General features: G+C 71.8%; 25 protein-coding genes. 12 read left to right on the forward strand and 13 right to left on the reverse strand.

The features are described 5' to 3' along the window. Positions 1-10: 10 nt before the first annotated feature. Entirely contained in the window at positions 11-2,620 is a 2,610-nt protein-coding gene (locus tag CLT68_RS16850; RefSeq protein WP_099852056.1) for a glycoside hydrolase family 9 protein, read from the reverse strand. Positions 2,621-2,894: 274 nt separating this feature from the next. On the opposite strand from CLT68_RS16850, the gene CLT68_RS16855 reads away from it, so the two are divergent. Continuing rightward, positions 2,895-3,620 (forward strand): PP2C family protein-serine/threonine phosphatase, encoded by a 726-nt coding sequence (locus tag CLT68_RS16855; RefSeq protein WP_099852058.1) that lies wholly within the window; start codon positions 2,895-2,897, stop codon positions 3,618-3,620. 8 nt (positions 3,621-3,628) lie between these two features. Here the strand turns inward: CLT68_RS16855 and hrpB are convergent, their stop codons facing one another. From hrpB to CLT68_RS16870, 3 genes are read right to left on the reverse strand one after another with little or no spacing between them, the layout of a single operon-like run. Further along, positions 3,629-6,169 (reverse strand): ATP-dependent helicase HrpB, encoded by a 2,541-nt coding sequence (hrpB, locus tag CLT68_RS16860; protein WP_099852060.1) that lies wholly within the window; start codon positions 6,167-6,169, stop codon positions 3,629-3,631. A gap of 28 nt (positions 6,170-6,197) precedes the next feature. Further along, positions 6,198-6,398, reverse strand: coding sequence for a DUF397 domain-containing protein (locus CLT68_RS16865; RefSeq protein ID WP_088947295.1), 201 nt, complete (start codon positions 6,396-6,398; stop codon positions 6,198-6,200). A gap of 41 nt (positions 6,399-6,439) precedes the next feature. Beyond that, the gene (locus CLT68_RS16870) at positions 6,440-7,264 is read right to left on the reverse strand and encodes a helix-turn-helix domain-containing protein (protein ID WP_255509115.1); all 825 of its coding nucleotides are present in this window, start codon (positions 7,262-7,264) and stop codon (positions 6,440-6,442) included. Positions 7,265-7,447: 183 nt separating this feature from the next. Here CLT68_RS16870 and CLT68_RS16875 point away from each other — a divergent pair, with 183 nt between their 5' ends. The 3 genes from CLT68_RS16875 to CLT68_RS16885 are packed head-to-tail and all read left to right on the forward strand — an operon-like array spanning position 7,448 to position 10,220. After that, on the forward strand, positions 7,448-8,074 hold the full coding sequence (locus CLT68_RS16875) for a GOLPH3/VPS74 family protein (RefSeq protein WP_099852064.1): 627 nt from the start codon (positions 7,448-7,450) through the stop codon (positions 8,072-8,074). Positions 8,075-8,121: 47 nt separating this feature from the next. Next, positions 8,122-9,633, forward strand: coding sequence for an APC family permease (locus CLT68_RS16880; RefSeq protein ID WP_099852065.1), 1,512 nt, complete (start codon positions 8,122-8,124; stop codon positions 9,631-9,633). Then, entirely contained in the window at positions 9,630-10,220 is a 591-nt protein-coding gene (locus CLT68_RS16885) for a GNAT family N-acetyltransferase (RefSeq protein WP_099852067.1), read from the forward strand. Before CLT68_RS16880 ends, CLT68_RS16885 begins: the two co-directional genes overlap by 4 nt. A 92-nt stretch (positions 10,221-10,312) precedes the next feature. Here CLT68_RS16885 and CLT68_RS16890 read toward each other — a convergent pair whose 3' ends face one another. After that, the gene (locus CLT68_RS16890) at positions 10,313-11,137 is read right to left on the reverse strand and encodes a SigB/SigF/SigG family RNA polymerase sigma factor (RefSeq protein WP_088947300.1); all 825 of its coding nucleotides are present in this window, start codon (positions 11,135-11,137) and stop codon (positions 10,313-10,315) included. A 375-nt stretch (positions 11,138-11,512) separates the two neighbouring features. On the opposite strand from CLT68_RS16890, the gene CLT68_RS16895 reads away from it, so the two are divergent. After that, the gene (locus CLT68_RS16895) at positions 11,513-12,268 is read left to right on the forward strand and encodes a hypothetical protein (RefSeq protein ID WP_099852069.1); all 756 of its coding nucleotides are present in this window, start codon (positions 11,513-11,515) and stop codon (positions 12,266-12,268) included. On the opposite strand, the gene CLT68_RS16900 is transcribed toward CLT68_RS16895, so the two are convergent. Further along, entirely contained in the window at positions 12,217-13,806 is a 1,590-nt protein-coding gene (locus CLT68_RS16900) for a phospholipase D family protein (RefSeq protein WP_099852070.1), read from the reverse strand. The two genes, CLT68_RS16895 and CLT68_RS16900, sit on opposite strands and share 52 nt — an antisense overlap. A 133-nt stretch (positions 13,807-13,939) precedes the next feature. Here CLT68_RS16900 and CLT68_RS33825 point away from each other — a divergent pair, with 133 nt between their 5' ends. Further along, the gene (locus CLT68_RS33825; RefSeq protein WP_255508778.1) at positions 13,940-14,068 is read left to right on the forward strand and encodes a hypothetical protein; all 129 of its coding nucleotides are present in this window, start codon (positions 13,940-13,942) and stop codon (positions 14,066-14,068) included. Positions 14,069-14,132: 64 nt separating this feature from the next. On the opposite strand, the gene CLT68_RS16905 is transcribed toward CLT68_RS33825, so the two are convergent. After that, positions 14,133-15,119: a pirin family protein gene (locus tag CLT68_RS16905; protein WP_099852072.1), complete on the reverse strand. Its 987-nt coding sequence runs from the start codon at positions 15,117-15,119 to the stop codon at positions 14,133-14,135. A gap of 9 nt (positions 15,120-15,128) precedes the next feature. Continuing rightward, entirely contained in the window at positions 15,129-15,611 is a 483-nt protein-coding gene (locus CLT68_RS16910; RefSeq protein ID WP_088951608.1) for a MarR family winged helix-turn-helix transcriptional regulator, read from the reverse strand. Positions 15,612-15,768: 157 nt separating this feature from the next. On the opposite strand from CLT68_RS16910, the gene CLT68_RS16915 reads away from it, so the two are divergent. Then, positions 15,769-16,314 carry a GNAT family N-acetyltransferase gene (locus CLT68_RS16915; protein ID WP_099852074.1) on the forward strand — a complete coding sequence of 182 codons (546 nt, stop codon included), beginning with the start codon at positions 15,769-15,771 and terminating at the stop codon, positions 16,312-16,314. On the opposite strand, the gene CLT68_RS16920 is transcribed toward CLT68_RS16915, so the two are convergent. Further along, positions 16,304-16,792, reverse strand: a complete 489-nt coding sequence (locus CLT68_RS16920; RefSeq protein ID WP_099852075.1) for an FBP domain-containing protein — start codon at positions 16,790-16,792, stop codon at positions 16,304-16,306. The genes CLT68_RS16915 and CLT68_RS16920 overlap by 11 nt on opposite strands. 60 nt (positions 16,793-16,852) lie before the next feature. Here CLT68_RS16920 and CLT68_RS16925 point away from each other — a divergent pair, with 60 nt between their 5' ends. Together CLT68_RS16925 and CLT68_RS16930 are read left to right on the forward strand one after the other, a co-directional pair. Next, a complete protein-coding gene (locus CLT68_RS16925; protein WP_099852077.1) occupies positions 16,853-17,422 on the forward strand; it encodes a TetR/AcrR family transcriptional regulator in 570 nt (189 codons plus the stop codon). 33 nt (positions 17,423-17,455) lie between these two features. Beyond that, positions 17,456-18,043 (forward strand): DUF1684 domain-containing protein, encoded by a 588-nt coding sequence (locus tag CLT68_RS16930; protein WP_099852079.1) that lies wholly within the window; start codon positions 17,456-17,458, stop codon positions 18,041-18,043. Positions 18,044-18,087: 44 nt separating this feature from the next. Here the strand turns inward: CLT68_RS16930 and CLT68_RS16935 are convergent, their stop codons facing one another. After that, positions 18,088-18,675 (reverse strand): YflT domain-containing protein, encoded by a 588-nt coding sequence (locus CLT68_RS16935; RefSeq protein WP_099857259.1) that lies wholly within the window; start codon positions 18,673-18,675, stop codon positions 18,088-18,090. A gap of 122 nt (positions 18,676-18,797) precedes the next feature. Between CLT68_RS16935 and CLT68_RS16940 the strand changes: the two genes are divergently transcribed. Both CLT68_RS16940 and CLT68_RS16945 read left to right on the forward strand, forming a co-directional pair. Next, positions 18,798-20,630 (forward strand): glycoside hydrolase family 15 protein, encoded by a 1,833-nt coding sequence (locus CLT68_RS16940; protein ID WP_099852081.1) that lies wholly within the window; start codon positions 18,798-18,800, stop codon positions 20,628-20,630. A gap of 91 nt (positions 20,631-20,721) precedes the next feature. Continuing rightward, positions 20,722-21,222, forward strand: coding sequence for a metallophosphoesterase family protein (locus CLT68_RS16945; RefSeq protein ID WP_099852083.1), 501 nt, complete (start codon positions 20,722-20,724; stop codon positions 21,220-21,222). Positions 21,223-21,331: 109 nt separating this feature from the next. Here CLT68_RS16945 and CLT68_RS16950 read toward each other — a convergent pair whose 3' ends face one another. Continuing rightward, positions 21,332-21,547: a DUF3072 domain-containing protein gene (locus tag CLT68_RS16950; protein ID WP_199177240.1), complete on the reverse strand. Its 216-nt coding sequence runs from the start codon at positions 21,545-21,547 to the stop codon at positions 21,332-21,334. A 103-nt stretch (positions 21,548-21,650) separates the two neighbouring features. Here CLT68_RS16950 and CLT68_RS16955 point away from each other — a divergent pair, with 103 nt between their 5' ends. Further along, the gene (locus CLT68_RS16955) at positions 21,651-22,589 is read left to right on the forward strand and encodes an FAD-dependent oxidoreductase (protein ID WP_099857261.1); all 939 of its coding nucleotides are present in this window, start codon (positions 21,651-21,653) and stop codon (positions 22,587-22,589) included. A 61-nt stretch (positions 22,590-22,650) separates the two neighbouring features. Here CLT68_RS16955 and CLT68_RS16960 read toward each other — a convergent pair whose 3' ends face one another. After that, entirely contained in the window at positions 22,651-23,949 is a 1,299-nt protein-coding gene (locus CLT68_RS16960) for a cation:proton antiporter domain-containing protein (protein ID WP_099852086.1), read from the reverse strand. 107 nt (positions 23,950-24,056) lie between these two features. Further along, positions 24,057-24,734 (reverse strand): HAD family hydrolase, encoded by a 678-nt coding sequence (locus tag CLT68_RS16965; RefSeq protein ID WP_099852088.1) that lies wholly within the window; start codon positions 24,732-24,734, stop codon positions 24,057-24,059.

The following is a 24,734-nucleotide window of genomic DNA, read 5'->3' on the forward strand; positions in this document are numbered from 1 at the left end:
CAGCAGTGGGTCAGGAGAGGCTGCAGGCTCCGCCGTTGACCGTGATCAGGCCGGGAGCGGGGTTGGCGCCGCCGGCCGTCGTCGCGTTGAAGCCGAACGTCACAGTGCCGCCGGGTGCGATCTTGGCGTTGTGCGACTCGTTGCGCGCGGTCACCGTCGAGCCGGCCTGGGTGACCTTCGCCAGCCACGCCTCGCGGACCCGCTGGTCGCCGGTGAACGCGAACCGCACGCTCCAGCCGTTGACGGCCGTGGCACCGGTGTTGCGGATGGTCAGCTGGGCGGTGAACCCGGTGCCGCCCTGCCAGGCACCGTAGTTGGTGTAGTTCACCGAGCAGGTGGTGGCCGGCACCGCGCTGGCGTCACCCTGGTCGGCCAGGAACGAGGAGATCCAGGCCAGCGCCGAGTTCCAGTTGATCGCCACCTCGTTCGTCGAGTACGAGTTGATGTCGTCGACGTAGCAGAACATCGGCTTGCAGCCGGCGAGCAGTTGCGCCACGAACGGGTCCTGGAGGGCGGCGTTCGGGCCACCGGCGAGGGAGCCGGCGGGCGGTCGGGGCAGGTTCGGGTCGAGCTGGTGGCCGAAGATCCGGCTGTGCTGGTTCTGCGCGGCGTGCTCGCCCCACCCGGTGACGTAGGAGATGTTCAGGGCGTTGCGACCGAGGATGTAGTCCATGGCCTGTACGGCACCGTCGCGGTAGACGGGGTTGCGGGTCAGGTCGAACGCGGTGGCCAGCACCACGGCGTTGTTGATGACGTTGCTGTTGCCGCCCCAGAAGTAGCTGTTGGCGTCACCGGGCATCGGCAGCCCGTACGCCTGTCGGCGCAGCTCCGCGAGGTAGCTGTCGGCGGCGGCGGTGACCGAGGCGCGGACGCGGGCCAGGTCGGCGGCGGGCAGCCCGTTCGGCACCGTGGCCAGGTCGAGGCGGCCCAGCGCGGCAACGCTCTGCCAGCCGAAGCCGCGCGGGTCGAACACGTCACCGGTGTGGTGCGGCGACGCGGTCAGGTCGGTCAGGTAGGTCTGCGCCCCGGTGGTGAGGTACAGCTCGGCCGCCGCCCAGTAGAACTCGTCGGTCACGTTCGTGTCGTCGTACGCGCCGCCGCCGGTGCCGTCGGTCGGGCTCGCGTACACCGCGGGGTGGGCCTTGGCCGCGGCGTAGGCCGTCTTCGCGGCAGTGCCGCAGCGGCTGGCGAACGCCGCGTCGTAGGGGGCGAAGAGCCGCGCGCACTGGGCGGCGGTGGCGGCAAGGTTGAGGGTGGCCGCGGTCGACGGCGGGTGCAGCTCGCGCGGCTGCGGGTCGTCGTGCGGGGCGAGGGGAAGCCCAGTCCAGTTCTGGTCGTGGATCTTGTGGTGGACCATGCCGGCGAGCGGCTTGCCGGCCGGCACCTGCATGCGCAGCAGGAACTCCAGCTCCCAGCGGGCCTCGTCGAGGATGTCCGGCACGGCGTTGCCGCGCTCGGGGACGCGCAGGGTGCTGTCACCCAGCGCGGCGCCGCCGGCCGCGGTGGCCGCCGTCCTGGTCCGCTCGAACGTGTTGAGCAGTTGGTAGGTGGCGATGCCGCCGTTGACCACGTACTTGCCGTGGTCGCCCGCGTCGTACCAGCCGCCGCGCACGTCCAGGGAGTAGTCGCAGACGCCCGGCTGGCAGGGCACGTTGGTGTCGCCCTGGTTGGGTGCCACGCCGAGGTGGCCGGCGGGGCGGGCGTACTCGTCGCCGATCAGGTCGCCGTCGATGGCGATGCCGCTGCGCTGAGCGTAGAAGAACTGCAGCGAGTCGGAGCGCAGCTGGTCGTAGAGGGTCCCGGAGATGTCGAACGGGTGGCTGGTCTCGCCGTCGACGGTGAGCGTGAGCCCGGTGCCGGGGGTGCGGTAGCTGGAGAAGTCGACGGTCTGCACGTTCTGCCCGGAGGCGGCGTCGACGCCACGCGCGGTGGTGCTGCCGCTTGCCACGACGGCGCCGGCGGCCGAGCGGAGCTGCCAGGGCAGCGCCTCGGTGGCCTCGGTGACGACGGTGGCGTTCTTCGGGCCGCCCGGCAGGTAGCCGACCTGGTTGACCCGCACCCGTGGCCCGGTGTCCGGCTCGTACGGCTCGGGCGGCTCACCGCCGCGCAGCGAGACGTCGTCGAGGCAGATGGTCTGCGTCTCGGGGGAGCCGCCGACCTGGAAGATCAGTTGTGCGTTCGGGTTGTCGTCCGGGACGGTGAAGGTCTGCTCGACCCGCTGGGCGGTGCCGGTCGCGCTGGCGTCCACGGCCGCGTACGTGGTGTAGGGGGCACTGCCGAGTTGCAGCACGGCCTTGACCGCGGCGCCCGGGGTGGCGGAGACGGCGAAGCCGAGGGTGTATTCGGCGCCCGCGATCAGCGGCACCCCGTCCTGGCCGATGCCGGCGTCCCAGGGGTTGGCCAGCCCACCCGCGACGGTGGTGCAGAGCCGGCCGTCGGTGACCGCGAGAGGGCCGGTGCCGAACGAGAACCAGGGGCTCACTCCGGCGCTGAAGTCGCCGTTGTCGATCTGCTCGGGGGCGTCCGGTGGTGGGTCGGCGTGGGCCGCGCCGGCGCCCGCGCCGGTGAGGGCCAGGGTGGTCGCCGCGGCCAGCAGGAGGCGGCGTCGGGATGGCGTCACGGGGAGTCCTTCCGGGACGGAAAGTGGGACATTGGTGGTGGCACGGTGGGGCGGAAATAACCTGGGAGCGCTCCCAGGTGTCGGCTCGATGTTTCCAGTGCGGGTACGCCCTGTCAATTGATCTGGTTGGATGGGTTTCAGCATCCAACGAGGGCGGTCAGCCGACCGGCATCCCCCGACGCGCCGCCATCCGGACGTGAGATTGGCCGCGCCACGCGCCGTCGTCCTGATCTCCTAGAGACAACTGCGCCCTTCGCCTGGCAGGCTGCCTCCCATGACCCTGAAGCTGCGTTCCGTGGGAACGAGCGACCGTGGGCTGATCCGCAGCGGGAACCAGGACGCCCTGCACGCCGGCACCTGGCTCGTCGCCGTCGCCGACGGCATGGGCGGGATGGCCGCCGGTGACCTGGCCAGCGCCCTCACCATCGACGCGGTCGCCCCGCTGGATGTGGAGACTCCCGAGGACGCGCTGGTGGCCGCGCTGGAGGGTGGCATCGCGCTGGCCACCTCCCGGATCCGGCAGGCGGTCGCCGAGGACTCCGAGCGGCAGGGCATGGGCACCACGCTGACTGCCCTGCTCTTCGCCCGTACCGGCAGCTGCCTGGCCCTCGCGCACGTCGGCGACTCCCGGGCCTACCTGTTTCGCGAGGGCGTGCTCAAGCAGGTCACCCGGGACGACACGTTCGTCCAGATGCTGGTGGACCAGGGCGTGATCACCGCGGACCAGGCCAGCAGCCACCCGCGACGGGCGGTGGTCACCCAGGCGTTGCAGGGCGAGGAGGTCTCCCCGTCGTACGCGACGATGGTGCCCCGGGCCGGCGACCGCTGGTTGCTGTGCAGCGACGGTCTGTCCAACGTCGTCCGTCCGGACACCCTCACCGAGGTGCTCACCGGTTACCCGGAGCGGTCGGAGTGCGTCGGCAAGCTGATCGATCTGGCACTGCACGCCGGTGCACCCGACAACGTCACCGTCGTGGTGGCCGACGTCGTGGAGGAATAGGCCGGCGCTCAGCGCCGCCGTGGTGTGGCGCGGCGGGTGGGCGTCGCCGTTCCCGGATCCTCCGGCCACGGGTGCCGGGGATAGCGCCCGCGCAACTCGGAACGGACCTGCGGATAGCCGGTGCGCCAGAACGACGGCAGGTCGGCGGTCACCGCCACCGGCCGGCCGGCGGGGGAGAGCAGGTGCAGCAGCACCGGCACCCGCCCGTCGCCGACGCGTGGCGCCACCGACCAGCCGAACGTCTCCTGGAGTTTCACCGCGAGCACGGGCGCGGTGGGGTCGGTGTAGTCCACCCGGATCCGCGAACCGCTCGGCACCTCGATCCGCTCCGGGGCCAGCTCGTCCAAGCGGGCGGCCTGCGCCCAGGGCAGCAGCCGGCGCAGCGCCGACGTCACGTCCGCCCGCGCCAGGTCGGCGCGGCGCCGGGCGGCGGCCAGCTCCGGTCCCAGCCAGGTGGGTGCGGCGTCGAGCAGCGCCTCGTCGCTGACGTCCGGCCACGGGACGCCAAGATGGTGTCGGAGGAACGCGAGCCGCTCCCGCAGCGCCCGGGCCGCCGGGGTCCAGGGCAGCATCCCCAGACCCTCCTGACGCAGGCCGGTCAGCAACGCCGCGGCCACCTCCGCGCGGTCCGGTCGGTCCAGCCGCCGCTGCACCAGCTCGATCGCGCCGAGCCGGGTCACCTCCCGGGCCACCACGTCGCCGTCGGACCAGCCGACCTCCCGACTCGTGCGCAGCAGCGGGCCGGCTGCCTCCCGGGCCGTCGCCTCGTCCACCGGCGAGGCCCGGCGGATCCGCGCCGACGGCGCGCCGGGGGTGCGGTCCGCGACGGCCACCGCCAGCCAGTCGGCACCGGCCAGCCCCGAACCGACCGCCAGCTCCGCGGCGGTCCCGCCGGTCATCAGGTACGCCGAACCGCCCGGTCGCCGCACCCGTGCCAACCGTTCCGGGTACGCCAGACCGACGAGCAGCCCGGCGGCGAGATCGTCGCTCAGCCCACCCGAGCCGCCCCGGCCCACGGAGACGGTGCGGCCGTCGGGTGCGCCGCCGGCGGGCAGGGCGGCGCGTAGGCGTCGTACCTCGGTGCGCCACCGGGCTGTCGCGCCCGCGTCGACACCAGTTCGCAGTCGACGCCAACCGGCGACCAGGTCGTCACCGGGGCCCGCCGCGCTCTCCTCGGCGAGCAGGGCGACCACCTCGGCCGCCCGGTCGGCGCCGACCCGCCCGGCGCCGTCGAGTAGCGCCCGGGCCAGCCGGGGGTGTGCACCCGCGGCGGCGATCGCCCGCCCCCGCGCGGTGATCCGGCCGTCGACGTCGACCGCGCCCAGGGTGTGCAGCGTGTCCCGGGCCACCGTCATCGCGGCGGCCGGTGGGGCGTCGGGCAGCGCGAGCCCGACGCCGTCGGGCCGACCCCAGGCGGCCAGCTCCAACGCGAAGCCGGTGAGGTCGGCGGTGGCGATCTCCGGCTCGGCCCGGGCGGGCAGCCGCTCGTGGGTCGCCGCCGACCAGCACCGGTAGACGTACCCGGGGGCCTCCCGGCCGGCCCGGCCCGCCCGCTGGGTGGCGGCGGCTCTGGAGACCGGCACGGTGACCAGAGCGCCCAGCCCGCGGGCCAGGTCGATGCGCGGCACCCGGGACAGTCCCGCGTCCACCACGACCCGTACGCCCGGGACGGTCAGGCTGGTCTCGGCCAGCGCGGTGGCCAGCACGACCCGGCGTCGGTCAGCGGGACGCAGGGCGGCGTCCTGCTCGGCGCCGCGTTGGCGGCCGTGCAACGGAAGCAGCGCCACGGTGTCGCGCAGGTCGGCCAAGCGGCCGGTGACCCCCGCTATCTCGCCGGCCCCGGGCAGGAAGACCAGGACATCGCCGTCGCGCTCGGACAGTGCCCGCCGGACGGTGGCGGCCACGTGGTCGAGCAGGGCCCGGTCCACCGGCCCGGCCCCGGACGGGGCGATCGGGCGCGCCGGCGGCGCCCAGATCCGCTGCACCGGGTACAGCGCCGAATCGGCCCGTACCACCGGGGCGGGGGCGGACCCGCCGAGCAGCGCGGCGAACCGGTCGGTGTCCGGGGTGGCGGACATCGCCAGCAGCCACAGGTCCGGCCGGAGGGTGGCCCGCGCCTCGACGGTGAAGGCCAGTGCGAGGTCGGCGTCGAGTTGTCGTTCGTGGCACTCGTCGAGCAGCACGGCGCCCGTACCGGGCAGTTCCGGGTCGTGGTGCAGCCGCCGGACCAGCAGGCCGGTGGTGACCACCTCGATCCGGGTGGCCGGGCCCACCTTGCGCTCACCGCGGACCGCGTAGCCGACACGCTCGCCCACCCGCTCGCCGAGCAGCTCGGCCATGCGCCGGGCTGCGGCGCGGGCCGCCACCCGACGGGGTTGGGCGATCACCACCCGGCCGGTCACCCGGTCGGCCACGGCCAGCGGCGCCAGGGTGGTCTTGCCGGTGCCCGGCGGGGCCACCAGCACGCCGGCGCCGGCCGCGTCGAGCGCCGCGACCATCGCCGGCAGCACCGGGCGTACCGGCAGGTCCAGGGTTACGTCGGAGAGCACGGCTCAGTCTCGCACCGGCGTGGGTGCCTCAACGCCGACGGACCTCGCCGACGCCCCCCACGAAGGCCCGCCAGGCCGACGGTCCGAAGGCGAGCACCGGGCCGGAGCGGTCCTTGCTGTCGCGTACGGCGACCTGACCGTCGGCTGTCGCGACCTCCACGCAGTTGCCGTTGCCACTGCTGCGCGTGCTGGTGCGCCAGTCCGCTCGGGTCAGGTCGTGCGCCGTCATCCGGGATACCTCTCGTCTGCGTCGGCGTGCCGCAGAAGCGGTCACGCAAAGTTACGAGAAGCATGCTCAAGACGGGTCAGCGACGCCGTCGGATCGAGCGCCATCCGGCACAGCTCCTCGTGCAGAAGGCTATACCCGAGCACATGATCGCCATCCTCCAGAGCCAGCCCCATCGTGAGGTTATCCAGGTAAACCACTGAGGCGTCGGCGGCATCGGCGAAGTTGAGGATCACGTACGGGGTGCTCATCGCGGGATGGCCGCCAGCCGCGAATGGAAGTACCTGAATTGTCACGTTGGGTAACTGCGCGATCCGCGTCATGTGGACCAGTTGTTCGGCCATCACCGCGGCGCCACCGACCGGGCGCAGCAGCACCGCCTCGTTGAGCACCACCGAGAGATGGACCGGATCCTCGTGACGCAGCACCTCCTGTCGGCGTAGCCGGGCGGCGATCTTGCGCTCCAGGCCGTCCTCGCCAGCGGTGCGCCGGAAGATCTCCCGTGCGTACGCCTCGGTCTGCAGCAGCCCGGGCACCGACTCGGCCTCGTACGTGCGCAGCGTCGCCGCCTCGGCCTCCAGCCCGACGTAGAACTCGAACCACTCGGGCAGCACGTCGCTGTAGTTCTGCCACCAGCCGCGTTGCTGTGCGCCTCGGGCGATCTCGATCAGTGCCTCCGCGTCGGAGCCGGTCACCTGGTAGAGCGCGAGTGCCGCCCGGACGTCGCGGGGTTTGATGCCGATCTGGGCGGTCTCGATGCGGGAGAGATTGCTCTTCGACATGTCGAGCTGACGGGCCGCCACGTCGAGGGTCATACCCGCGCGTTCCCGAAGCTGGCGAAGCTCCCTGGCGATGCGTCGGCGGCGCACGGTCGGGCTGGTGGCGGATCGGGTGGGGGAAGCGGCGGTCACCGTCCGAGTCTGACAGAACAAGATCCGCAGGTCGCGACTGCACGGAGTGCAACTTTCAAATCTGGGAGTTGCGTTGCAGTAGCGCTGGGTGCATCCTTTCCCGGTCGCGATCACTGTGGACACACCTGTGCGGGAGGACCGTTGCTCATTGCCGACGAGTTCTTCCTGATCGCACACAACGACAGTCGTGGCAAGGCCAAGCTGCACCCGGCGGCGACCGGGCTCGGACTGGCCGCCGGGCTGCTCGGCGAGTTGCTCCTCTATGGACACATCACCGTCTCCGACGGCCGGGTCACCGTCATCGACCGCCGCCCGCCGGCTGACGCGCTGGCGCACACCGTGCTCGACCAGCTGATCGGCGAGTCCCAGCACCACGCGCTGCGCACCTGGCTCAGCTTCCTGGCGCAGAGCGCGACGACCTCGGTGGGGGAGCGGCTGGCCCGCGCTGGCGTGCTGCGCCGCCAGGAGAGCCGTCGGCTGCTGCGTACCTCGGTCAGCTACCTGCCGATCGACCTCAACGCGGTGGCCTGGCCGGCCACCCGGCTGCGGGCCCTGCTGGACCGGCCGGACCCGCCAAGCGTGCCGGATGCTCTGCTACTCGGCCTGGTCGTGGCGACGGGGCTCACCCGCGAGGTGCTGTGGAGCGCCGGCCCGCGCGCCCACCACCGTCTGAACGTCCTCATCCCCGCGCTGCCGGCACCCCTGAAGGAGCTCGTCGGGCACACCGAGGCCGCCGTCGGCGCCGCCGTGCTGCGCGGCCTCCCCTGATCCCCCCGGTAACCCCCTACCCCTCCCTCGACAACCGGAGTAGTCGTATGCGACCGACATCGACAGTCGACCGACCCAGCAACGTCTCCGAATCTCTCGCCCGGGGCCGCCTCGGCATCCCCTCGGTGATCTTCTTCGTGCTCTCCGCCGCCGCGCCGTTGACCGTGGTGGCCGGCGTCGTCACCACCGGCTACGGCGTCATCGGCGTGACCGGCATCCCGCTGGCCTTCCTGCTGGTCGCCGCTGTGCTCGCGCTGTTCTCGGTGGGCTACGTGGCGATGTCCCGTCGGGTGGAGAACGCCGGCGCCTTCTACGCCTACGTCTCCCGGGGTCTGGGCCGACCGGCCGGTGTGGCTGCCGCCTGGGTAGCGCTGACCGCGTACAACGCGCTCCAGGTCGGGCTGTACGGCACCATCGGCGTGGCGGCCGAGCCGGTGCTCGACCGGATCTTCGGCGGGCACCCGCACTGGTCGATCGTCGCCCTGGTGGCGTGGGCACTGGTCGGCGTACTCGGCCTGCTGCGGGTGGACATCAACGGCCGGGTGCTGGCGGCGCTGCTGGTCGCCGAGATCGTGGTCGTCCTGATCTTCGACCTGGGCCAGCTCGGCAACCCGGCCGGCGGCGAGGTCAGCTTCGCCGGGTTCGCACCGGACAACCTCTTCATGCCCGGGGTCGGCGCGGTGCTGGTGCTGGCCGTCCTCGGGTTCGTCGGCTTCGAGTCCGCCGTGGTGTTCAGCGAGGAGAGCAAGGACCCGAAGCGGACGGTGCCGCTGGCCACGTACCTCTCGGTGGTGATCGTCGCCGCGCTGTACGCGCTGTCGTCCTGGACCATGGCGGTCGCCGTCGGACCGGATCAGATCGTCAGCGAGGCCGGCGAGCAGAGCGTTGGGCTGATCTTCAACCTGGCTGCGGCGCACCTCGGTGACACCGCGGTCACCATCGGCCAGGTGCTCTTCCTGACCTCGGTGCTGGCCGCGATGATCTCCTTCCACAACACCACGGCCCGCTACGCGTTCGCGCTCGGCCGGGAGCGGGTGCTGCCTGCGGTGTTCGGACGGACCTCGCCGCGCAGCGGCGCGCCACAGGCCGCCTCGGTGGCGCAGAGCGTGTTCGGCCTACTGGTCATCCTGCTGTACGCGGCCAATGGCTGGGATCCGGTTGTCAAGCTGTTCTTCTGGGTTGGCACCACCGGCGGCTTCGGCGTGCTGCTGCTGATCGCCACCACCTCGGTGGCGGTGATCGCCTACTTCGCCCGTTCCGGCGGCGACGAGACGCTGTGGCGGCGGGTCATCGCACCCGTCCTGGCCACCCTCGCGCTCTTCGTGATCATCTGGCTGGCCGTGTCGAACTTCGCCAACCTGCTCGGCGTCGCGCCGGACTCCCCCCTGCGCTGGCTGGCGCCCGCCGTGTTCCCGGTGGTGGCCGTCCTGGGCATCAACTGGGCGCTGGTGCTGCGCCGTCGCCGTCCGGACACGTACGCCCGGATCGGCCTCGGAGCGGCGAGCGCTGCCGCTGCGGTCAAGCCAGAGGCGCCGGCCAGCATGGAGGTGAACCGATGAGCATCGTCATCGAGCAACTCGGACCCGACGAGACCAGCCTGGTGGCCGGCCGGATCGCCGAGGCGTTCACCGTCCTGGAGGTGACGCGCTGGCTGGTGCCCGACCCGAGCAAGCGGGAGGCCGTGCTGGCCGGGGACTTCGAGATCCTGGTCGGGCACGCCATGCGGCACGGCTTCGTCCACGCCACCGAGGACCGGGCCGCCGTCGCGGTGTGGTTGCCGTCGGTCGGCGAGCCGGCTCCGCCGCCGGTGGACTACGACGCCCGGCTGACTGCCGCCTGCGGCGAGTGGACCGACCGGTTCCAGCATCTCGACGAGCTGTTCGCCGCGCACCACCCACATCCGGAGCACCACCACCTGGCCTTCCTGGCGACCCAGCCGGGCCGGCAGGGTCAGGGGCTGGGCACCGCGTTGATGCGGCACCACCACGCCTGGCTGGACGCCAACGCGATGCCGGCGTACCTGGAGGCGAGCAGCCCGCGCAGCCGGGACCTGTACGCGAAGAACGGTTACCTGGCCGGGGAGCCGTTCCGGGTGCCCGACGGCACGCCGTTCTGGCCGATGTGGCGGGAGCCGGTCAGCCGCTGACCGGACCGTTCCGCGCTGTCACGCTCCCGTGACAATGCGGACACGACAGGAGGGCCGGGTCCAATGGACCCGGCCCTCCTGTCGTGGACTGATCAGTACGTGCCGTCGAGCTGACCGCGCAGCTTGGTCAGCGCCCGGGTCAGCAGTCGCGAGACGTGCATCTGCGAGACGCCGATCTGGTCGGCGATCTGCGACTGGGTCAGGTTGCCGTAGAAGCGCAGCGTGAGGATCTTCTGCTCGCGCTCGTCGAGGGTGGCCAGTGCCGGGCCGAGGGCGACCCGCAGCTCGGCCAGCTCGAACTCGCTGTCCTCGCCGCCGAGCATGTCGCCCAGCTCGGTCGCGCGCTCGCCGTCGCCGGTCGGGGTGGACAGCGATACCGCGTTGTACGCGCGGGCGCCCTCCAGGCCCTCCAGCACCTCTTCCTCGGTGAGCTTGAGGTGGGCGGCGATGTCGGCGACCGTCGGCGAGCGGCCGAGGGTCTGCAGCAGCGAGCTGTTGGCGTCGGAGATGGCCAGACGCAGCTCCTGGAGCCGGCGGGGCACGCGGATGTCCCAGGTGCGGTCCCGGAAGTGCCGCTTGAGCTCGCCGATGATGGTGGGGATCGCGTAGCCGGCGAAGTCGACGCCGCGGGAGGGGTCGAACTTGTCGATGGCCTTGATCAGGCCGACCGCGGCGGTCTGGGCCAGGTCGTCGGTCGGCTCGCCACGCCCGCTGTAGCGGTGGGCCAGGTGGTTGGCCAGCGGCAGCCAGGCCTCGATCGCGCGGTCCCGCAGGGCGGCACGCGACGGGTGGTTGGCGGGCAGCGCGGCCATGGCGTTGAGCAGGTCGGCGGCACTGTCGGTGAGGGCGCGCGGGTCAAGCTTGGTGCTCGCCTTGGCAGCGGTGTTCGGCTGCTCGGTGATCGTTGAAGCGGTCATGGGTGGTCCTCCCTGCACCTCGTCCGCGGACAAAAAAGGTGTGACGCTTTGGTTTAGCTTCCTATGGGCCGTTCGGGACCCACCTTAACCTGATCGTCTCGCGGAAATCTAGCCGAAAGGCTGATGTACTTAAGGTGTGTCGAACCACAAAACGGGCGAACGCGGCGGAAGTTGAGAGGACTGTGAGGGGCCTTACCCATTTTCCGGCCATGCCTTGCCGCCCGGTCATCCCTCGGTTTCGATCGAACGGCCCTCGGTCCGCGCCGAGCGGTCAACATGAAATCCGACAATGGGGCAGCAGTGTCGACTATCCGTCCTTGTCCCGCCGGTGGGACCGGCCGTAGCGTCGGTGTACACACCCGGTTCGGAGGCACCGTGCTCGATCCAGCCGCTCCCCAGCTCGTCGTGAACAGTCGAACGCTCTACTTCAGCTGGCTGCCGGCGGATCCGGACGCGGTCGCCGCACTGGTCCCGCCCGGCCTCTGCCCCCGCCCCGACCGCCAGGTGTTCCTCAACCAGTACATCGTCGAGGACGAGACGCAGACCTCCGGCTTCGGCGCGTACACGCTGACCTACCTCGGCGTCTCACTGCTCGGCGTCGACGCCCCCAACGGCCTCAGCCCGGGCGGCTGGTGGACGCAGTACGTGGCCTCCAGTCGCCTGGTCCGTGAGTACGCTGCCGCCCGCGGTGCCCCGGTGCTCGCCGGCCGCACCCGGATCGAGGTGAGCGGTGAGGAGCTGCTCTCCGAGACGACGATCGACCGGACGCCGTTGATCCGGGCACGGTGCCGGGTGGGGGAGACCGGCCACGCGATCAGCAGTGGGCACCACCGCTACTTCACCCGTCGGGACGGCCAGCTCCTCAGCTCGGTCTACCCGTTCATCGCCGAGCCGGTCGCCCCATTCGAGATCGAGTCGGTGGAGTTCCTCGAGCCGGGGCACCCGACGTACGCGCTGCGCCCGGACAACCCGCTGACCATCGGCTTCGGCTACTACTCGCCGCGCTCCTCGTTCGCCTACCCCGGTGGGCTGAGCGTGCACCCGACCGTCGCCACGGCGCCGGAGCCGGCCCGAGCGGTTCACCAGGTGCCGGCCAGCCTCGCCCGCAGTGGCCTGCCGTCCGGGTCGTAGACCAGTCGGTACACCGGCAACGCCCAGGCCCGGGTGAACCAGGGCAACCGCTCGGGGCGGTGCGGGCGCAGCCGTCCGGGCGGTCGCTCGCCCACCTGGCCGTCGTCGTACCACTGCTGGAGTGCGTCGGCCGCGGCCGTGACAGCCGCGACCGCGTCCGCCGGGTCGAGCAGGTCGGCGTCGTCCGCGCCGGCCGGGTCACGGTCCAGGTGCTCGCGCCAGAGCCGCAGCCGCAGGTCCCGGGCGAAGGTCCGCGCACCGTCGCCCTGTCCGGCCGGGTCGGTGGGCTCCCGCTGATCACGGGTGTCGTCGAGCACCGCGCAGGACAGCTCGCTGTCGTGCGTCCAGGACCGGCGGTTGAAGTTGTCGCTGCCCACGCTGGCCCAGACGTCGTCGATGACGCACACCTTCGCGTGCACGTAGACCGGGTCGCCGGCGTGGTTCTCGACGTCGAACACGTGCACCCGGTCCGGTGCGGCCCGTTCGCACAGCGACAGCGCCTGCTCCCGCCCGACCATGTTCGGTGGCAGCGCCAGCCTGCCGTCCACGTCCGGGTGGCGGGGCACCACGGCGACCAGGTGCAGCTCCGGGTTGTCCCGCAGGGCGTGCGCGAACAGATCCGCGACCTCGGCGGACCAGAGGTACTGGTCCTCCAGGTAGATGAGCCGGCGGGCGCGGCGTACCGCCTTGGTGTAACCCCGGGCCACGGTCCGCTCGCCGTCGGGGGCGAACGAGTAACGCGGGCGGACGGCGGGGTAGGTGCGCAGCACCTGGATCTGGTGCGGACCGCAGGGCGGCGGGTCGGCCGGTTGCTCGGGCAGCGGGTCAGGGCGAAGGTCGGCGCCGCGCAGCCGATCCCGCAGGTAGGCCATCGGGTTCTCCGAGTCCAGTGGCATCGGATCGGTCCAGCGTTCCCGGAACAGGGTGTCCAGAGCGCCCACCACCGGGCCCCGCACCGCGAGCTGCACGTCGTGCCAGGGCGGGTTGGGCCCGTAGCGGGGGGACATCTGCACCGGCTGCGGGTCGCCATGATGATCGGCGTCGTCGCGGCGGCTGTGGCACAGGTCGATGCCGCCGGCGAACGCGATGTCCCGTTCCGGTGCGCCCTGGTGTCGCAGCACCACGAGCTTCTGGTGGTGCGACCCGCCGCGCCGGACCCGCTGGTCGAGCAGCACCTCGCCGCCGGCTGCCGAGATCGTCTCGCTGAGGTCGCGGTTCTCCGCCTCGCTGTAGGCCAGCACGTCGAGGTGTGAGCGCCAGATCAGCCCCTTGACCACCACACCGCGTTGGGCGGCCTGGGCGAAGAGCTGGGCCACGGTCGGGCCGTCCGGTCGCAGCCGCTGGTCCGGGTCGCCCCGCCAGTCGGTGAAGAACAGGTGGTCGCCGGGGCCCAGAGCCTCCACCTCATCGACCAGCCGGTCGAAGTAAGCGGCGCCGTGAATCAACGGCTCGGCGAGGTTTCCCCTGGTCCAGACGGGTAACCCAGACACCGGGTTGGCGCGTTCCTCAGCGGTGAGGAACCAGTCCTGCAACGGCAACGTGCAGCCCCCCTGGAGGTCGGCAACGTCCTCACGGTAGGACCCCCGACGCGGGTCCGCATGCCGGGCCGGCAGACCGGCACCTGGTCAACGCCATCGGAAGCGACGTGACAACAGCCGAGGAGGCCACACCATGCCCCGCGACACGACGAATCCCGTGACCGAGTACCGCGAGCCGGCGGTGGAGAGCGAGCGGGGTGCGCTGGTAGCGGTGTTGGTGATGGTGATTCTGGGCGTCGCTGGGATTTTTGCGGTCTCCTGAGGCGGCGCCGGCGCTCCCGTGGTGAACCGGGGGCGTCGGCGCCGATCTCAGTGGTGACGCGGGGTCAGGGCCGGGTGCCCTGGCCGCCGGTGTGCGGCAGTCGCTCGGTGGGAATCACGCCGAGCCGGCCGGCCTGGAAGTCCTCGAATGCCTGAAGCAGCTCGTCCCGGGTGTTCATCACGAACGGGCCGTACTGTGCCACCGGCTCCCGGATCGGCTGGCCGCCCATGATGTAGAGGTCCAGCGCGGGGGTGTTGCTGTCCTGCGTGGTGTCGGCGCTGAACCGCAGCGCGTCACCCGGGCCGTGCACCGCGAGCTGGCCGGTACGCACCGGCCGCCGGTCGGTGCCGACCGTGCCACGACCACCCAGCACGTACACCAGGGCGTTGAAGTCGGGCTGCCAGGGCAGGTCGACCTGCGCCCCCGGCTGCACTGTGACGTGCGTGATGGTGATCGGGGTGAAGGTCGACCCCGGGCCCCGGTGCCCGGCGACCTCGCCGGCGATGACCCGGATCAGCGCGCCGCCGTCGGGCGTGGTGAGCAGCGCCGACTCCCGACCACGGATGTCCTGGTAGCGGGGCGGGTTCATCTTGGCCGAGCGGGGCAGGTTGACCCAGAGCTGGGTGCCGTGGAACAGCCCGCCGCTCATGACCAGGTGCTCCGGCGGCGCCTCGATGTGCAGCAGCCCGCTGCCCGCCGTCATCCACTGCGTGTCGCCGTCGGTGATGGTGCCACCGCCGCCGTTCGAGTCCTGGTGGTCGAAGACCCCGTCGATGATGTAGGTGACGGTCTCGAAGCCGCGGTGCGGGTGCCAGGGGGTGCCCTTAGGCTCGCCCGGCGCGTAGTCGACCTCGCCCATCTGGTCGAGGTGGATGAACGGGTCCAGGTCGGTGGTCGACACCCCGGCGAAGGCGCGACGGACCGGGAAGCCCTCACCTTCGAAGCCGGTGGGCGCGGTGGTCACCTTGCGCACCGGGCGGAAGCTGGTGGACTCCTCCAGCCGGGGCAGGCGGGGAAGGACGAGGACGTTGTCAACGGTGATCGCGGGCATCGAGGGCTCCTAGCTCGTGGCGTGGGTGGTCGAGCCGGCCCGGGACGCCCGCAGGCGGTCACCGATCCGGCCGAAGACCCGGGTGAGGCAGGCGACCTCGGCGTCGTCGAGGTCGTCCATCAGGTAGGTGCGCACCGACGCCAGATGGTGGGGTGCGGCATCCCGCAGGGCGAGCAGCCCGGCGGCGGTGAGGACCGCCTCGCTGCCGCGTCGGTCGTCCGGGCAGGGCTCCTTGCTGACCATGCCCCGGCGCTGCATGGAGGAGATCTGGTAGGTCAGGCGGCTGGGCGAGAAGATGAGCCGGCTGGCCAGCTCGCCCATCCGCAGCCGCTGCCCCGGTGCCTCCGAGAGCAGGACCAGCACGTGGTAATCGGCGAAGCTGAGATCGCTCTCGGCGCGCAGGTCCTCTTCCAGCTGCGTGTAGAGACGCTGGCTGGCCTCGATGTAGGCGCGCCAGGCGGCCTCTCGGGTGCTGTCCAGGCTCTCGGTCATGCCATGACGATAGCACTCCTTAAAAATTTAACTAGTGTTGTAACGCGTCTCCTGGATCACGTTCTCGGCCGTGAGGGCACCCGGTTGTGCAGCTTTGAAGGAAGCCGACGCTAAACCGGCGGCGCGGTGGTGACGTGATGTGCCAGACTCCGGCCTCGTGGAACACGTGCAACTCACCGCCGCCGACCTGTTGCTGCGCCCCTGGCGGGACGAGGACGCCCCGGCGGTCCGCGACGCCCTGCGTGACCCGGCGATCGCCCAGTGGAACCCGCAGGGCGGCGACCCGATCGACGACGAGGTCGCGCTGCTCTGGGTTCGCCGCCGGGCCGACTGGTCCACCGGTGGTCATGTCTCGATGGCGGTGACAGCGGCGACCGACGGCGAGCTGCTGGGCTCGGTGTCACTGCACCACATCCACGACGGCGACGCGTCCATCGGTTACTGGACGAAGCCCGCGGCGCGCGGGCGTCAGGTGGCGGTGCGGGCCGTCGTCCGGCTCACCGACTGGGCGTTCACCGACCTCCGGCTGCACCGGGTGGAGCTGTGTCACGCGGTCGCCAACCCGGCCTCCTGCCGCGTCGCGGACCGGGCCGGCTACGCGGCGGAGGGGACGCTGCGCGAGTCGTACCGTTACGGCGACGGTCGCCGCTACGACGAGCACCTGCACGCCCGCCTGGCCACCGACCCTCAGATCACTCGTTGACCTTGCGCAGGAACGCCGCGAGGGCGGCCCTGACGTGGTCGATCCTCTCCGACAGGGGCAGCGGGTCGGGCATGGGCGGGCCGGCGTGCTTCTTCTTCCGCACGTAGAGCGAGCACGCCAGGTCGGAGCACATGTACGTGCCCACGGAGTCGCCCTGCCGCCCACCCGGCCCGGCCTTACGGGCGGTCATCAACGAGACGCCGTCGCCGAGGTGAGTGGTCAGGCAGAGCGAGCACATGCTGCGCCGCACCCGCCCGATCTGGTGCGTCGCGGCCCGCAGGGCCACGCCGACGAGCCTGCCGTCGGACTCGGCGAGCAGATAGGCCCGCTGCGGTGCGGCCGGGTCCCGCCAGCCGAAGAAGTCGAGGTCGTCCCAGGGGCGCGTCCCAAGATCATTCGGTACGGCCATCCGCTTCGCCTCACCCTGGGTGCAGTTGACGAAGGATTTGCGGATGGCGGATTCGGTCGGCTGTAACATAGGGAGTAGCCTAGCCCTCCTAGGCAAACGATTATTGCGGCTAGGTTTGGGGTGTGGTGCATGGCACGTGCAGGGGTTACCGCCGAGCGCCTGACCCTGGTCGCGGCCGACCTGGCCGACGAGGTGGGCGTGGAGAACGTGACCGTTGCCGCGCTCGCACGCCACTTCGGGGTCAAGGACGCGAGCCTGTACTTCCACATCAGGAACGGGCGGGACCTGCGGGTCCGGATCGCCCTGCTGGCCCTGGCGGAGCTGGCCGACCGGGTGGCCGCCGCACTCGCCGGCCGGGCCGGCAAGGACGCGCTGGTGGCCTTCGCCAACGCCTACCGGGACTACGCGAGGCAGCACCCCGGTCGGTACGCCGCGATGCAGATCGACCTCGACCCGGAGACGGCCGCGGCGAGCGCCGGTGTCCGGCACGCCGAGATGACCCGGGCCATCCTGCGCGGCTACCGGCTCTCCGAGCCGGACCAGACCGACGCGGTACGGATGATGCACAGCACGTTCCACGGGTTCGTCAGCCTGGAGCAGACCGGCGGCTTCCGGCACACCCCGCGTCCGACGGACGACTCGTGGTCCCGGACGTTGGACGCCCTCGACGCCGTCCTGACCAACTGGCCGCCACGCTGAAGTGCCGCCGCGTGACGGCATAGGCTCGGTGGCGTGGATGATCTGGAGCTGGCCGACTGGCGGGAGCGGGTCGCCCGCCTGTACCTGTCCGACGTCGACCTGACCGGGTTCCGGGCGGGGCGCGACGAACTCTTCGCGACCCACCCGCAGAGCCCGATCCCACCGGCGGAACGTGTCGGCTTCTCCGGGGTGCGCTATTTCCCGCCCAACCCCGACGCCGTGGTGGAGGCGCCGCTGCGGGCGGCCAGCGGAGAGCTGCGGATCGACACCGGCGGTCCGGACGGGGTGGTCGCGTACCGACGGGTCGCGGTGGCCGAGACACCGTGGGGGCCGCTGACCCTGTGGTGGATCGAGGCGTACGGCGGCGGCCTGTTCGTGCCGCTACGGGACGGCACCTGCGGGCGGGACACCTACGGGGGAGGCCGCTACCTCACCGACACGGTGAAGGGCACCTTCGGCCGGGGCGTCGAGCTGCTGCCCGGCGACCGCGTCCGGCTGGACGGCAACTACCTCTACAACCCGAGCTGTGCCTACGACGACCGCTGGGCCTGCCCACTGGCACCGCCGGAGAACCGCGTCGAGGTCGACATCCGCGCCGGCGAGTTGACGTACCACGACTGAACGGCCGCCCCGGCGTACTGCCGGGACGGCCGGTCGATCGTCGCTCAGCGGTTGTTCGCGGCCGGGTTGGGCATCTGCATCCGGCCCAGCAACTGGCGGGCCTGGTCGGCGAACTGCGCGTCGACCGTCACCGCGTACTGGCCGGCCCGCAGTGAGCTGGCCGAGGTGAAGTCGCGCTGCCCGCCCGTCATCGCATGTGCGACAGCGCCGAACACGGCGCCCCAGATCGCACCGATGACCAGCCCGACAAGGATCACCGCCAGCCAGTTGCCGACGGTGAAGATGCCGAACAGCAGGCCGATGAAGAGACCGAACCAGGCACCGGTGCCGGCGCCGAGCAGGCCGGCGCGGCCGGTGGTCATCCGCCCGAGCACCGACTCCACCAGGGTGAGGTTGGTGCCGACGATGGCGCTGTGCTCCACCGGGAACCGGTTGTCGGCGAGATAGTCGACGACCCGCTGTGCGGCCGGATAGTCCGGGTACGAGCCGATAGTCACGGTTGGCGGTCCGGCCTGCGGCCCGTGACCGTCACCGGCCGGTGTCGCCAAACGGCCGGCCGGCCCGGATGGAAGCAGGTCGCCACCCTGTGTGCCGGGCCGCCATGCGGCGGTCGGCCCCGAAGCTGACGTCATGAGCATCCTCCCTCGTCAGCTTCCCGGGTTCCCGCCCATGCCGAGCGGTAACGCCAGCCAGCACGGTGAGTGCCGTCCCCGAAAGGGAGGAGTGTGCGCGGGCGGCCCGGGTAGCCAGTCAGGTGGAGAGCGGACAGATCAGTGACTACGGGTTCCTCGCCGACGGCCGCAGCGCGGCGCTGGTCGACGCCGCGGGCTCGGTGAACTGGTGGTGCCCGGGCCGGTTCGACGCCCCGTCGGTGTTCGGGCGGCTGCTCGACGACGACGCCGGGCACTGGTCGATTCGGCCGGAGGCCGACTTCACTGTCGAACGCAGCTACCTGGAGGACACCCTGGTGCTGCGGACCGTCTTCCGCACCGCGCAGGGGGAGGTCGCACTCACCGACGCGCTCGCCTTCGAGCCCGGCTCGCGAGGTCACGACATCGGGATGCACCCGCCACAGGTGCTGGTCCGCAGCGTGCAGGGACTCTCCGGTGCGGTGCCGATGCGGGTGCACTACCGGCCGCGCTTCGAGTACGGGCGCACCATCGCCTACCTGGTCGAGCGGGAGGACATGCTCGAGGCCATCGCCGGGGCCGCGCGGCTCACGTTCCGCGGCAGCGTGCGGTTGACGTGCGGCGACGATGGCGATGCCGCAGCGACGTTCACCCTCCGCGCCGGCACGACCCACAACTTCACTCTCGGGTACGCCCCGACCTACGACGCCCCACTGCCGGAGGTGCCGGACGCCGACCAGACGATCGCCGACACCGTCGCCGGCTGGCGGTCCTGGGCCGCCGAGCACGAGTACCAGGGTCTCTACGCCGAGGAGGTCCGGCGCAGCGGGCTGGTGGTGCAGGGCATGACGTACCGGCCCAGCGGCGCGGTGGTGGCCTCGGTGACCACCTCGCTGCCGGAGAAGCTCGGCGGGGACCGCAACTACGACTACCGCTACGTCTGGGTGCGCGACTTCAGCCACACCCTGCGGGCGCTGTGGCGGTCGGCGTGCTTCGACGAGGTGCGGCGGCAGTTCGCCTGGTTGGGCCGGGCGATGGGCCGGGTCAGCGACCAGCCGGTGCCCATCATGTACGGGGTGCTGGGGGAGCGGGACCTCACCGAGCATCGGCTGGACCAGCTCGGCGGTTACCGCGACAGCCCGCCAGTGGTGACCGGCAACGACGCGTGGCGGCAGCGGCAGAACGACATCTACGGCGCGGCCATGGACGCCGCCTGGCTGATGCGGGACCAGCTGGAGCCGTTCGACACGGACGTCTACCACCTGCTCCGGGTGCTCGCCGATCAGGCCGAGCAGGACTGGAAACAGCCGGACGCCGGGATGTGGGAGGAGCGTGGAGTGCAACACCACCACGTGTCCTCAAAGGTGGAGTGCTGGGTCGCACTGGACCGGGCGGTCCGCTTCGGCGACCAGCTCGGCGGCCCGCAGGACCTGGCCCGCTGGACGGCGGCCCGGGACGAGGTGCGCGCGGCGATCATCGAGCGGGGGTGGAGCGACCGACTCCAGTCGTACACCGGGATTTTCGATTCCGACGAGCTGGACGCGTCGGTGCTGGTGATGCCGCTGGTGGGTTTTCTGCGAGCCGATGACCCGCGGATGCGCTCGACGGTCCGCGCGGTGGAGCGGCGGCTGTCGCACGACGGCCTGCTGCGGCGCTGGGACGGCGACCCGGCGGGCTTCGTCATCTGTTCGTTCTGGTTGGTGAGTTGCCTGGCGTTGGCCGGTGAGCGGGACCGGGCGCACGCGTTGTTCCGCGATCTGGCTGGCCGGGTCAACGACCTGGGCCTGTTCGCCGAGCAGATCGACCAGCAGACCGGGGAGCAGTTGGGCAACTTCCCGCAGGCGTTCTCACACATCGGCCTGATCAATGCCGCCGGTGTGCTCACCGACGTCGAGCAGGACCCGACGTTGCGCGAGTGCGGGATGCCCCCGGCGCATTTCACCCCGCCGCGTCGCTGACCCGTACTTTCGTCAAAGCTTGGCCAGTTTCGATGCGTTCACACAGTCGCGTCCCCGGGCGGGCGGCCTGGGCACGGGGGAGAATGCCTGCATGCGGTTGGTGCTCACGGCGGACACCCACGTACCGAAGCGGGCCCGGGACCTTCCCGGGCCGCTCTGGGCGGCGATCGAGGCGGCGGACGTGGTCGTGCACGCCGGTGACTGGGTGGACGAGGCGTTGCTGGACGCGATGACCGCGCGGTCGCGCCGGCTGATCGGGGTGTACGGCAACAACGACGGGCCGGCGCTGCGCGCCAGGCTGCCGGAGGTGGCCCGGGTCGAACTCGACGGCCTGCGCGTCGCAGTGGTGCACGAGACCGGGCAACGGACCGGTCGTGAGAAGCGGTGTGCGGCCCGGTTCCCCGATGTCGACCTCCTGGTCTTCGGGCACTCGCACATTCCGTGGGACACCGAGGCGCCAGGCGGGCTGCGGCTGCTCAACCCCGGCTCACCCACCGACCGGCGCTCGCAACCGCACGCCACCTACCTCAGTGCCACCATCAGTGCCGGCCGCCTGGCCGAGGTGGAGCTGCACCGGCTGACCCGCGGCTGACCGCCGGCCACGGTGCTGGCCCGGGGCGTGATCGACTCCGCTTCCCTGATCTCGCGGTGTCCAGGACTCGCGGACACGCCATGGTCGCGGAAGCGGAGTCGACCAGTGACTACTGGCCCCGGCCCGTCTCGGCCTGGAGCTCGTCGATGCGCTTGGACGCCTCGGCCTTGCTCAGGTCGTCCGGAAGATCCGCGTTGGCCTCGCGGGCCAGCGTGTTCAGGTAGGACTCCTGAGCCGCGGTGGGCGGCTCGTCACCGGTGACCCATTCGTCCGGGTCCTTGATCGCGGCATTCTGGTCGGCCTGCTCGTTGCGGCGGTCCGTCATTGTCATCATCCCTTCTTCGAACAGGTGTGCCAGTACCCTCGTCGTCGGTGGTTCATGCGCCGCCGCCACCTACGATCACCGGATGAGCGTGGACCGAACGCGAGTGGTGGTGGTCGGAGCGGGCATCGCCGGGGTGGCCTGTGCGGTCGAGCTGACCCGGGCCGGGGTGCCGGTGCAGGTCCGGGAGCGAGGCCACGTCTGTGGCGGCCGGATGGCCAGCAAGCGCTTCGAGGGCCGGCCCGCGGACATCGGCGCCGCGTACTTCACCGCCAGCGACCCGGACTTCGCCGAGCTGGTCGTGCAGTGGCGCGCCGCCGGGCTGGTCCGCGAATGGACCGACACGTTCCAGGCCTACGACCGGGCCGGCCGGCAGGAGGTGCCCGGGCCGATGCGCTTCGCCGCCCCGCGTGGGCTGCGATCCCTGGTCGAACACCTGGCCGGCGAGGTGCCGGTCACCGTCGACAGGCTGGTGCTCACAGTGGAGCCCGGACCGACAGTGGACGGCGAGTCGTGCGCGGCGGTCGCCCTGGCCATGCCGGGCCCGCAGGCCGCCCTGCTGCTCGACCCGGCCCTGACGGCCGCCACCCAGCTCGTGCAGGCGCAACGCTGGTCGCCGACGCTCGCCGCGGTGCTGCGGTTCCCGACCCGCCGCTGGCCGGACTTCCGGGGAGCGTTCGTCAACGACCACCCGGTCCTCAACCTCGTCTGCGACGACGGCGACCGACGCGGCGACGGCGCGCCGGTGCTCGTCGCGCACACCGTGCCGGAGTTCGCCGCCGGGCATCTGGCCCAACCCACCGGGGCCGGCCCGGCCATCGAGCAGGCCGTCCGGGACCTGCTGGGACTGCCCGAGCAGGCCGCCCACGTGCACGTGCACCGCTGGACGTACGCGAAGCCGACCAGCGACGCCGGCGGCTACACCTACCACCTGGACCCCGACGGGATCGGTCTGGCCGGCGACGCGTTCGGCAAGCCCCGGGTGCAGAGCGCCTGGCGCTCCGGCCGGGACCTCGGCCGTGCCCTGGTCGCCCGCCTGACCTGAGCGGCGTGCCCGGGCCCCGGGGCCGCCGTCGTAGACCTGGCCCCGGGGCGTCGACGCAGGGCTAGGCGTGCCCCGCCGCCGCGACCGGCCGGGGGTCGTCGGTGTGTCGTTCGGCCGGGTCGGAGGTCCGCTCGCCCGCCCGGTCCAGCAGTTGCATGACCGGAGTCGCCGTGATGCCGTGCACCACCACGGAGACGAGCACCACCAGCCCGACGGTTGCCCAGAGCAGCTCGGCCTGTGGAAAGTCGGCCTTCGTGGTGGCGTACGCGAGGTAGTAGAACGAGCCGACGCCGCGGATGCCGAACAACGAGATGACCCAGTGCTCGGCCGGCCGTCCCGGCGCACCGCGCAGCGACAACCAGCCGATCAGCGGTCGGATCAGGAACACCAGTGCCAGCCCGACGGCGGCCGCCGGCCAGGTCAGCGGGGTCAGCAGACCGCCCACGATCGCGCCGCCGAGCAGCAGCAACAGCACGAGGGTGAGCAGCCGTTCGACCTGCTCGGCGAAGTCGTGCAGCACCGAGTGGAACTCGTGGGTCCGCTCGGCGGCCCGGATCGCCCGGGCGGCCACGAACACCGCCAGGAAGCCGTACCCGCCGACTACCTCCACCAGTCCGTACGCCAGGAACGTGGCGGCCAGCGCCAGGAAGCCCTCGGCGTGCCGGGCCAGCCGCAGCTCGCTGGGCGCGCGGAAGAACAACTTGCCCAGCAGCCAACCGATGAGAAGGCCACCGCCGACGCCGACGCCCACCTTCCAGAGCACGTCCACCGTGAACCACTCGGCGAACCAGTCGCTCGGGGCGAGACTCGTCGAGGCGATGGCGATCGCGGCGTACACGAACGGAAACGCCAGCCCGTCGTTGAGACCGGCCTCGGAGGTCAACGCGAAGCGGACCTCGTCCTCGGAATCCTCCACGTCGGTCGGTTCGCCCACCTGCACGTCGGCGGCGAGCACCGGGTCGGTCGGGGCCAACGCGGCACCCAACAGGAGTGCGGCGGCCGGCACCAACCCCGCCCACCACCAGCCGAGCAGGGCCACCGCCGCGATGCACAGTGGCATCGCGATCGCCAACAGCCGCCAGGTGGACGACCACCGCCGCCAACTCAACGGCCGGTCAATCTTGAGCCCGGCGCCCATCAGCGCGACGATCACCCCGATCTCGGTGAGGTGGGTCGTCAACTCCGGGTGGGCCAGCGGATCCGGTGTAGGTAGCCCCACCGGCAGCAGGAACACCAGCATGCCGAGGACGAGGAAGGCGATCGGCATGGACAGTGGACGCTGCTCCAGCACCCGCGGGAGGATGCCCGCGAGCAGAGCGCCGAGGCCCACCAGCGCGAACGCCACATCTACCGGCTCCACGGCACCACCTTTCAGCCCGCACCCGCGAGGTGCGGGCAGGTGGTGACAGACCATGCCCCGCAGGGCCGGTCGCTATGCGCGGACGGGCGGGTGAACCCGAGTGATCCTCACCGGGGTCGGGTGAGCGGCGAGTCCGCCAACTCGCCCAGCAGGGCGGCCGGGTCGTCGTACACCGCCACCGCGCCGGCGCCGGCCAGCTCGCCCCGACTGGTGCCGCCGCAGGTCAACCCCACGCAGGGGATGTTCAACTTGCCGGCGGCGACGACGTCCCACACCGAGTCGCCGACGAAGACCACCCGCTCCGCGGCCAACCCGGACTGCTCCAACGCGGCGACCAGGATGTCCGGTGCGGGCTTGCTCTGCTTCGCGTCCGCCGAGGAGGTGACCGTGTCGATCACGTCGTCAACGCCCAGTGCCCGACGGAGCGCGTCGACCTCGGGCTCCGAGGCGGAGGTGGCGAGCACCACCCGCAGCCCTCGCTCGGCGCAGGCGCGCAGCAGGTCCGCCGCCCCGGGCAGCGGCGTGAGTCGTTCCCAGTACTCGGCATAGAGGGTGTCGTGCGCGTCGCGCAGCTTCGTGTCGGCGTCGCGGTCCCGCTCTGGCCCGAGCAGGTGATCCAGGAGTTTGTCGGAACCCATCCCGATCGACCGGTGCACCATCGCCATCGGCACCGGCTGATCGGTCTGACGCAGCGCCTCCCACCAGCTCACGGTGTGCAAATAGGTGGTGTCTACCAGGGTGCCATCGACGTCGAAGAAGACTCCGGCGGGCTCGTCGGTACGCAT

This window comes from Micromonospora sp. CNZ299 (assembly GCF_002754415.1).

What these genes read in the sequence shown, in the direction of transcription:
- CLT68_RS16855 (WP_099852058.1), top strand. Translation starts at nt 2,895, where the DNA reads ATGACCCTGAAGCTGCGTTCCGTGGGAACGAGCGACCGTGGGCTGATC.
- CLT68_RS16865 (WP_088947295.1), bottom strand. Translation starts at nt 6,398, where the DNA reads ATGACGGCGCACGACCTGACCCGAGCGGACTGGCGCACCAGCACGCGC.
- CLT68_RS16880 (WP_099852065.1), top strand. Translation starts at nt 8,122, where the DNA reads ATGCGACCGACATCGACAGTCGACCGACCCAGCAACGTCTCCGAATCT.
- CLT68_RS16885 (WP_099852067.1), top strand. Translation starts at nt 9,630, where the DNA reads ATGAGCATCGTCATCGAGCAACTCGGACCCGACGAGACCAGCCTGGTG.
- CLT68_RS16890 (WP_088947300.1), bottom strand. Translation starts at nt 11,137, where the DNA reads ATGACCGCTTCAACGATCACCGAGCAGCCGAACACCGCTGCCAAGGCG.
- CLT68_RS33825 (WP_255508778.1), top strand. Translation starts at nt 13,940, where the DNA reads ATGCCCCGCGACACGACGAATCCCGTGACCGAGTACCGCGAGCCGGCG.
- CLT68_RS16905 (WP_099852072.1), bottom strand. Translation starts at nt 15,119, where the DNA reads ATGCCCGCGATCACCGTTGACAACGTCCTCGTCCTTCCCCGCCTGCCC.
- CLT68_RS16910 (WP_088951608.1), bottom strand. Translation starts at nt 15,611, where the DNA reads ATGACCGAGAGCCTGGACAGCACCCGAGAGGCCGCCTGGCGCGCCTAC.
- CLT68_RS16920 (WP_099852075.1), bottom strand. Translation starts at nt 16,792, where the DNA reads ATGTTACAGCCGACCGAATCCGCCATCCGCAAATCCTTCGTCAACTGC.
- CLT68_RS16925 (WP_099852077.1), top strand. Translation starts at nt 16,853, where the DNA reads ATGGCACGTGCAGGGGTTACCGCCGAGCGCCTGACCCTGGTCGCGGCC.
- CLT68_RS16935 (WP_099857259.1), bottom strand. Translation starts at nt 18,675, where the DNA reads ATGACGTCAGCTTCGGGGCCGACCGCCGCATGGCGGCCCGGCACACAG.
- CLT68_RS16945 (WP_099852083.1), top strand. Translation starts at nt 20,722, where the DNA reads ATGCGGTTGGTGCTCACGGCGGACACCCACGTACCGAAGCGGGCCCGG.
- CLT68_RS16950 (WP_199177240.1), bottom strand. Translation starts at nt 21,547, where the DNA reads ATGACGGACCGCCGCAACGAGCAGGCCGACCAGAATGCCGCGATCAAG.
- CLT68_RS16965 (WP_099852088.1), bottom strand. Translation starts at nt 24,734, where the DNA reads ATGCGTACCGACGAGCCCGCCGGAGTCTTCTTCGACGTCGATGGCACC.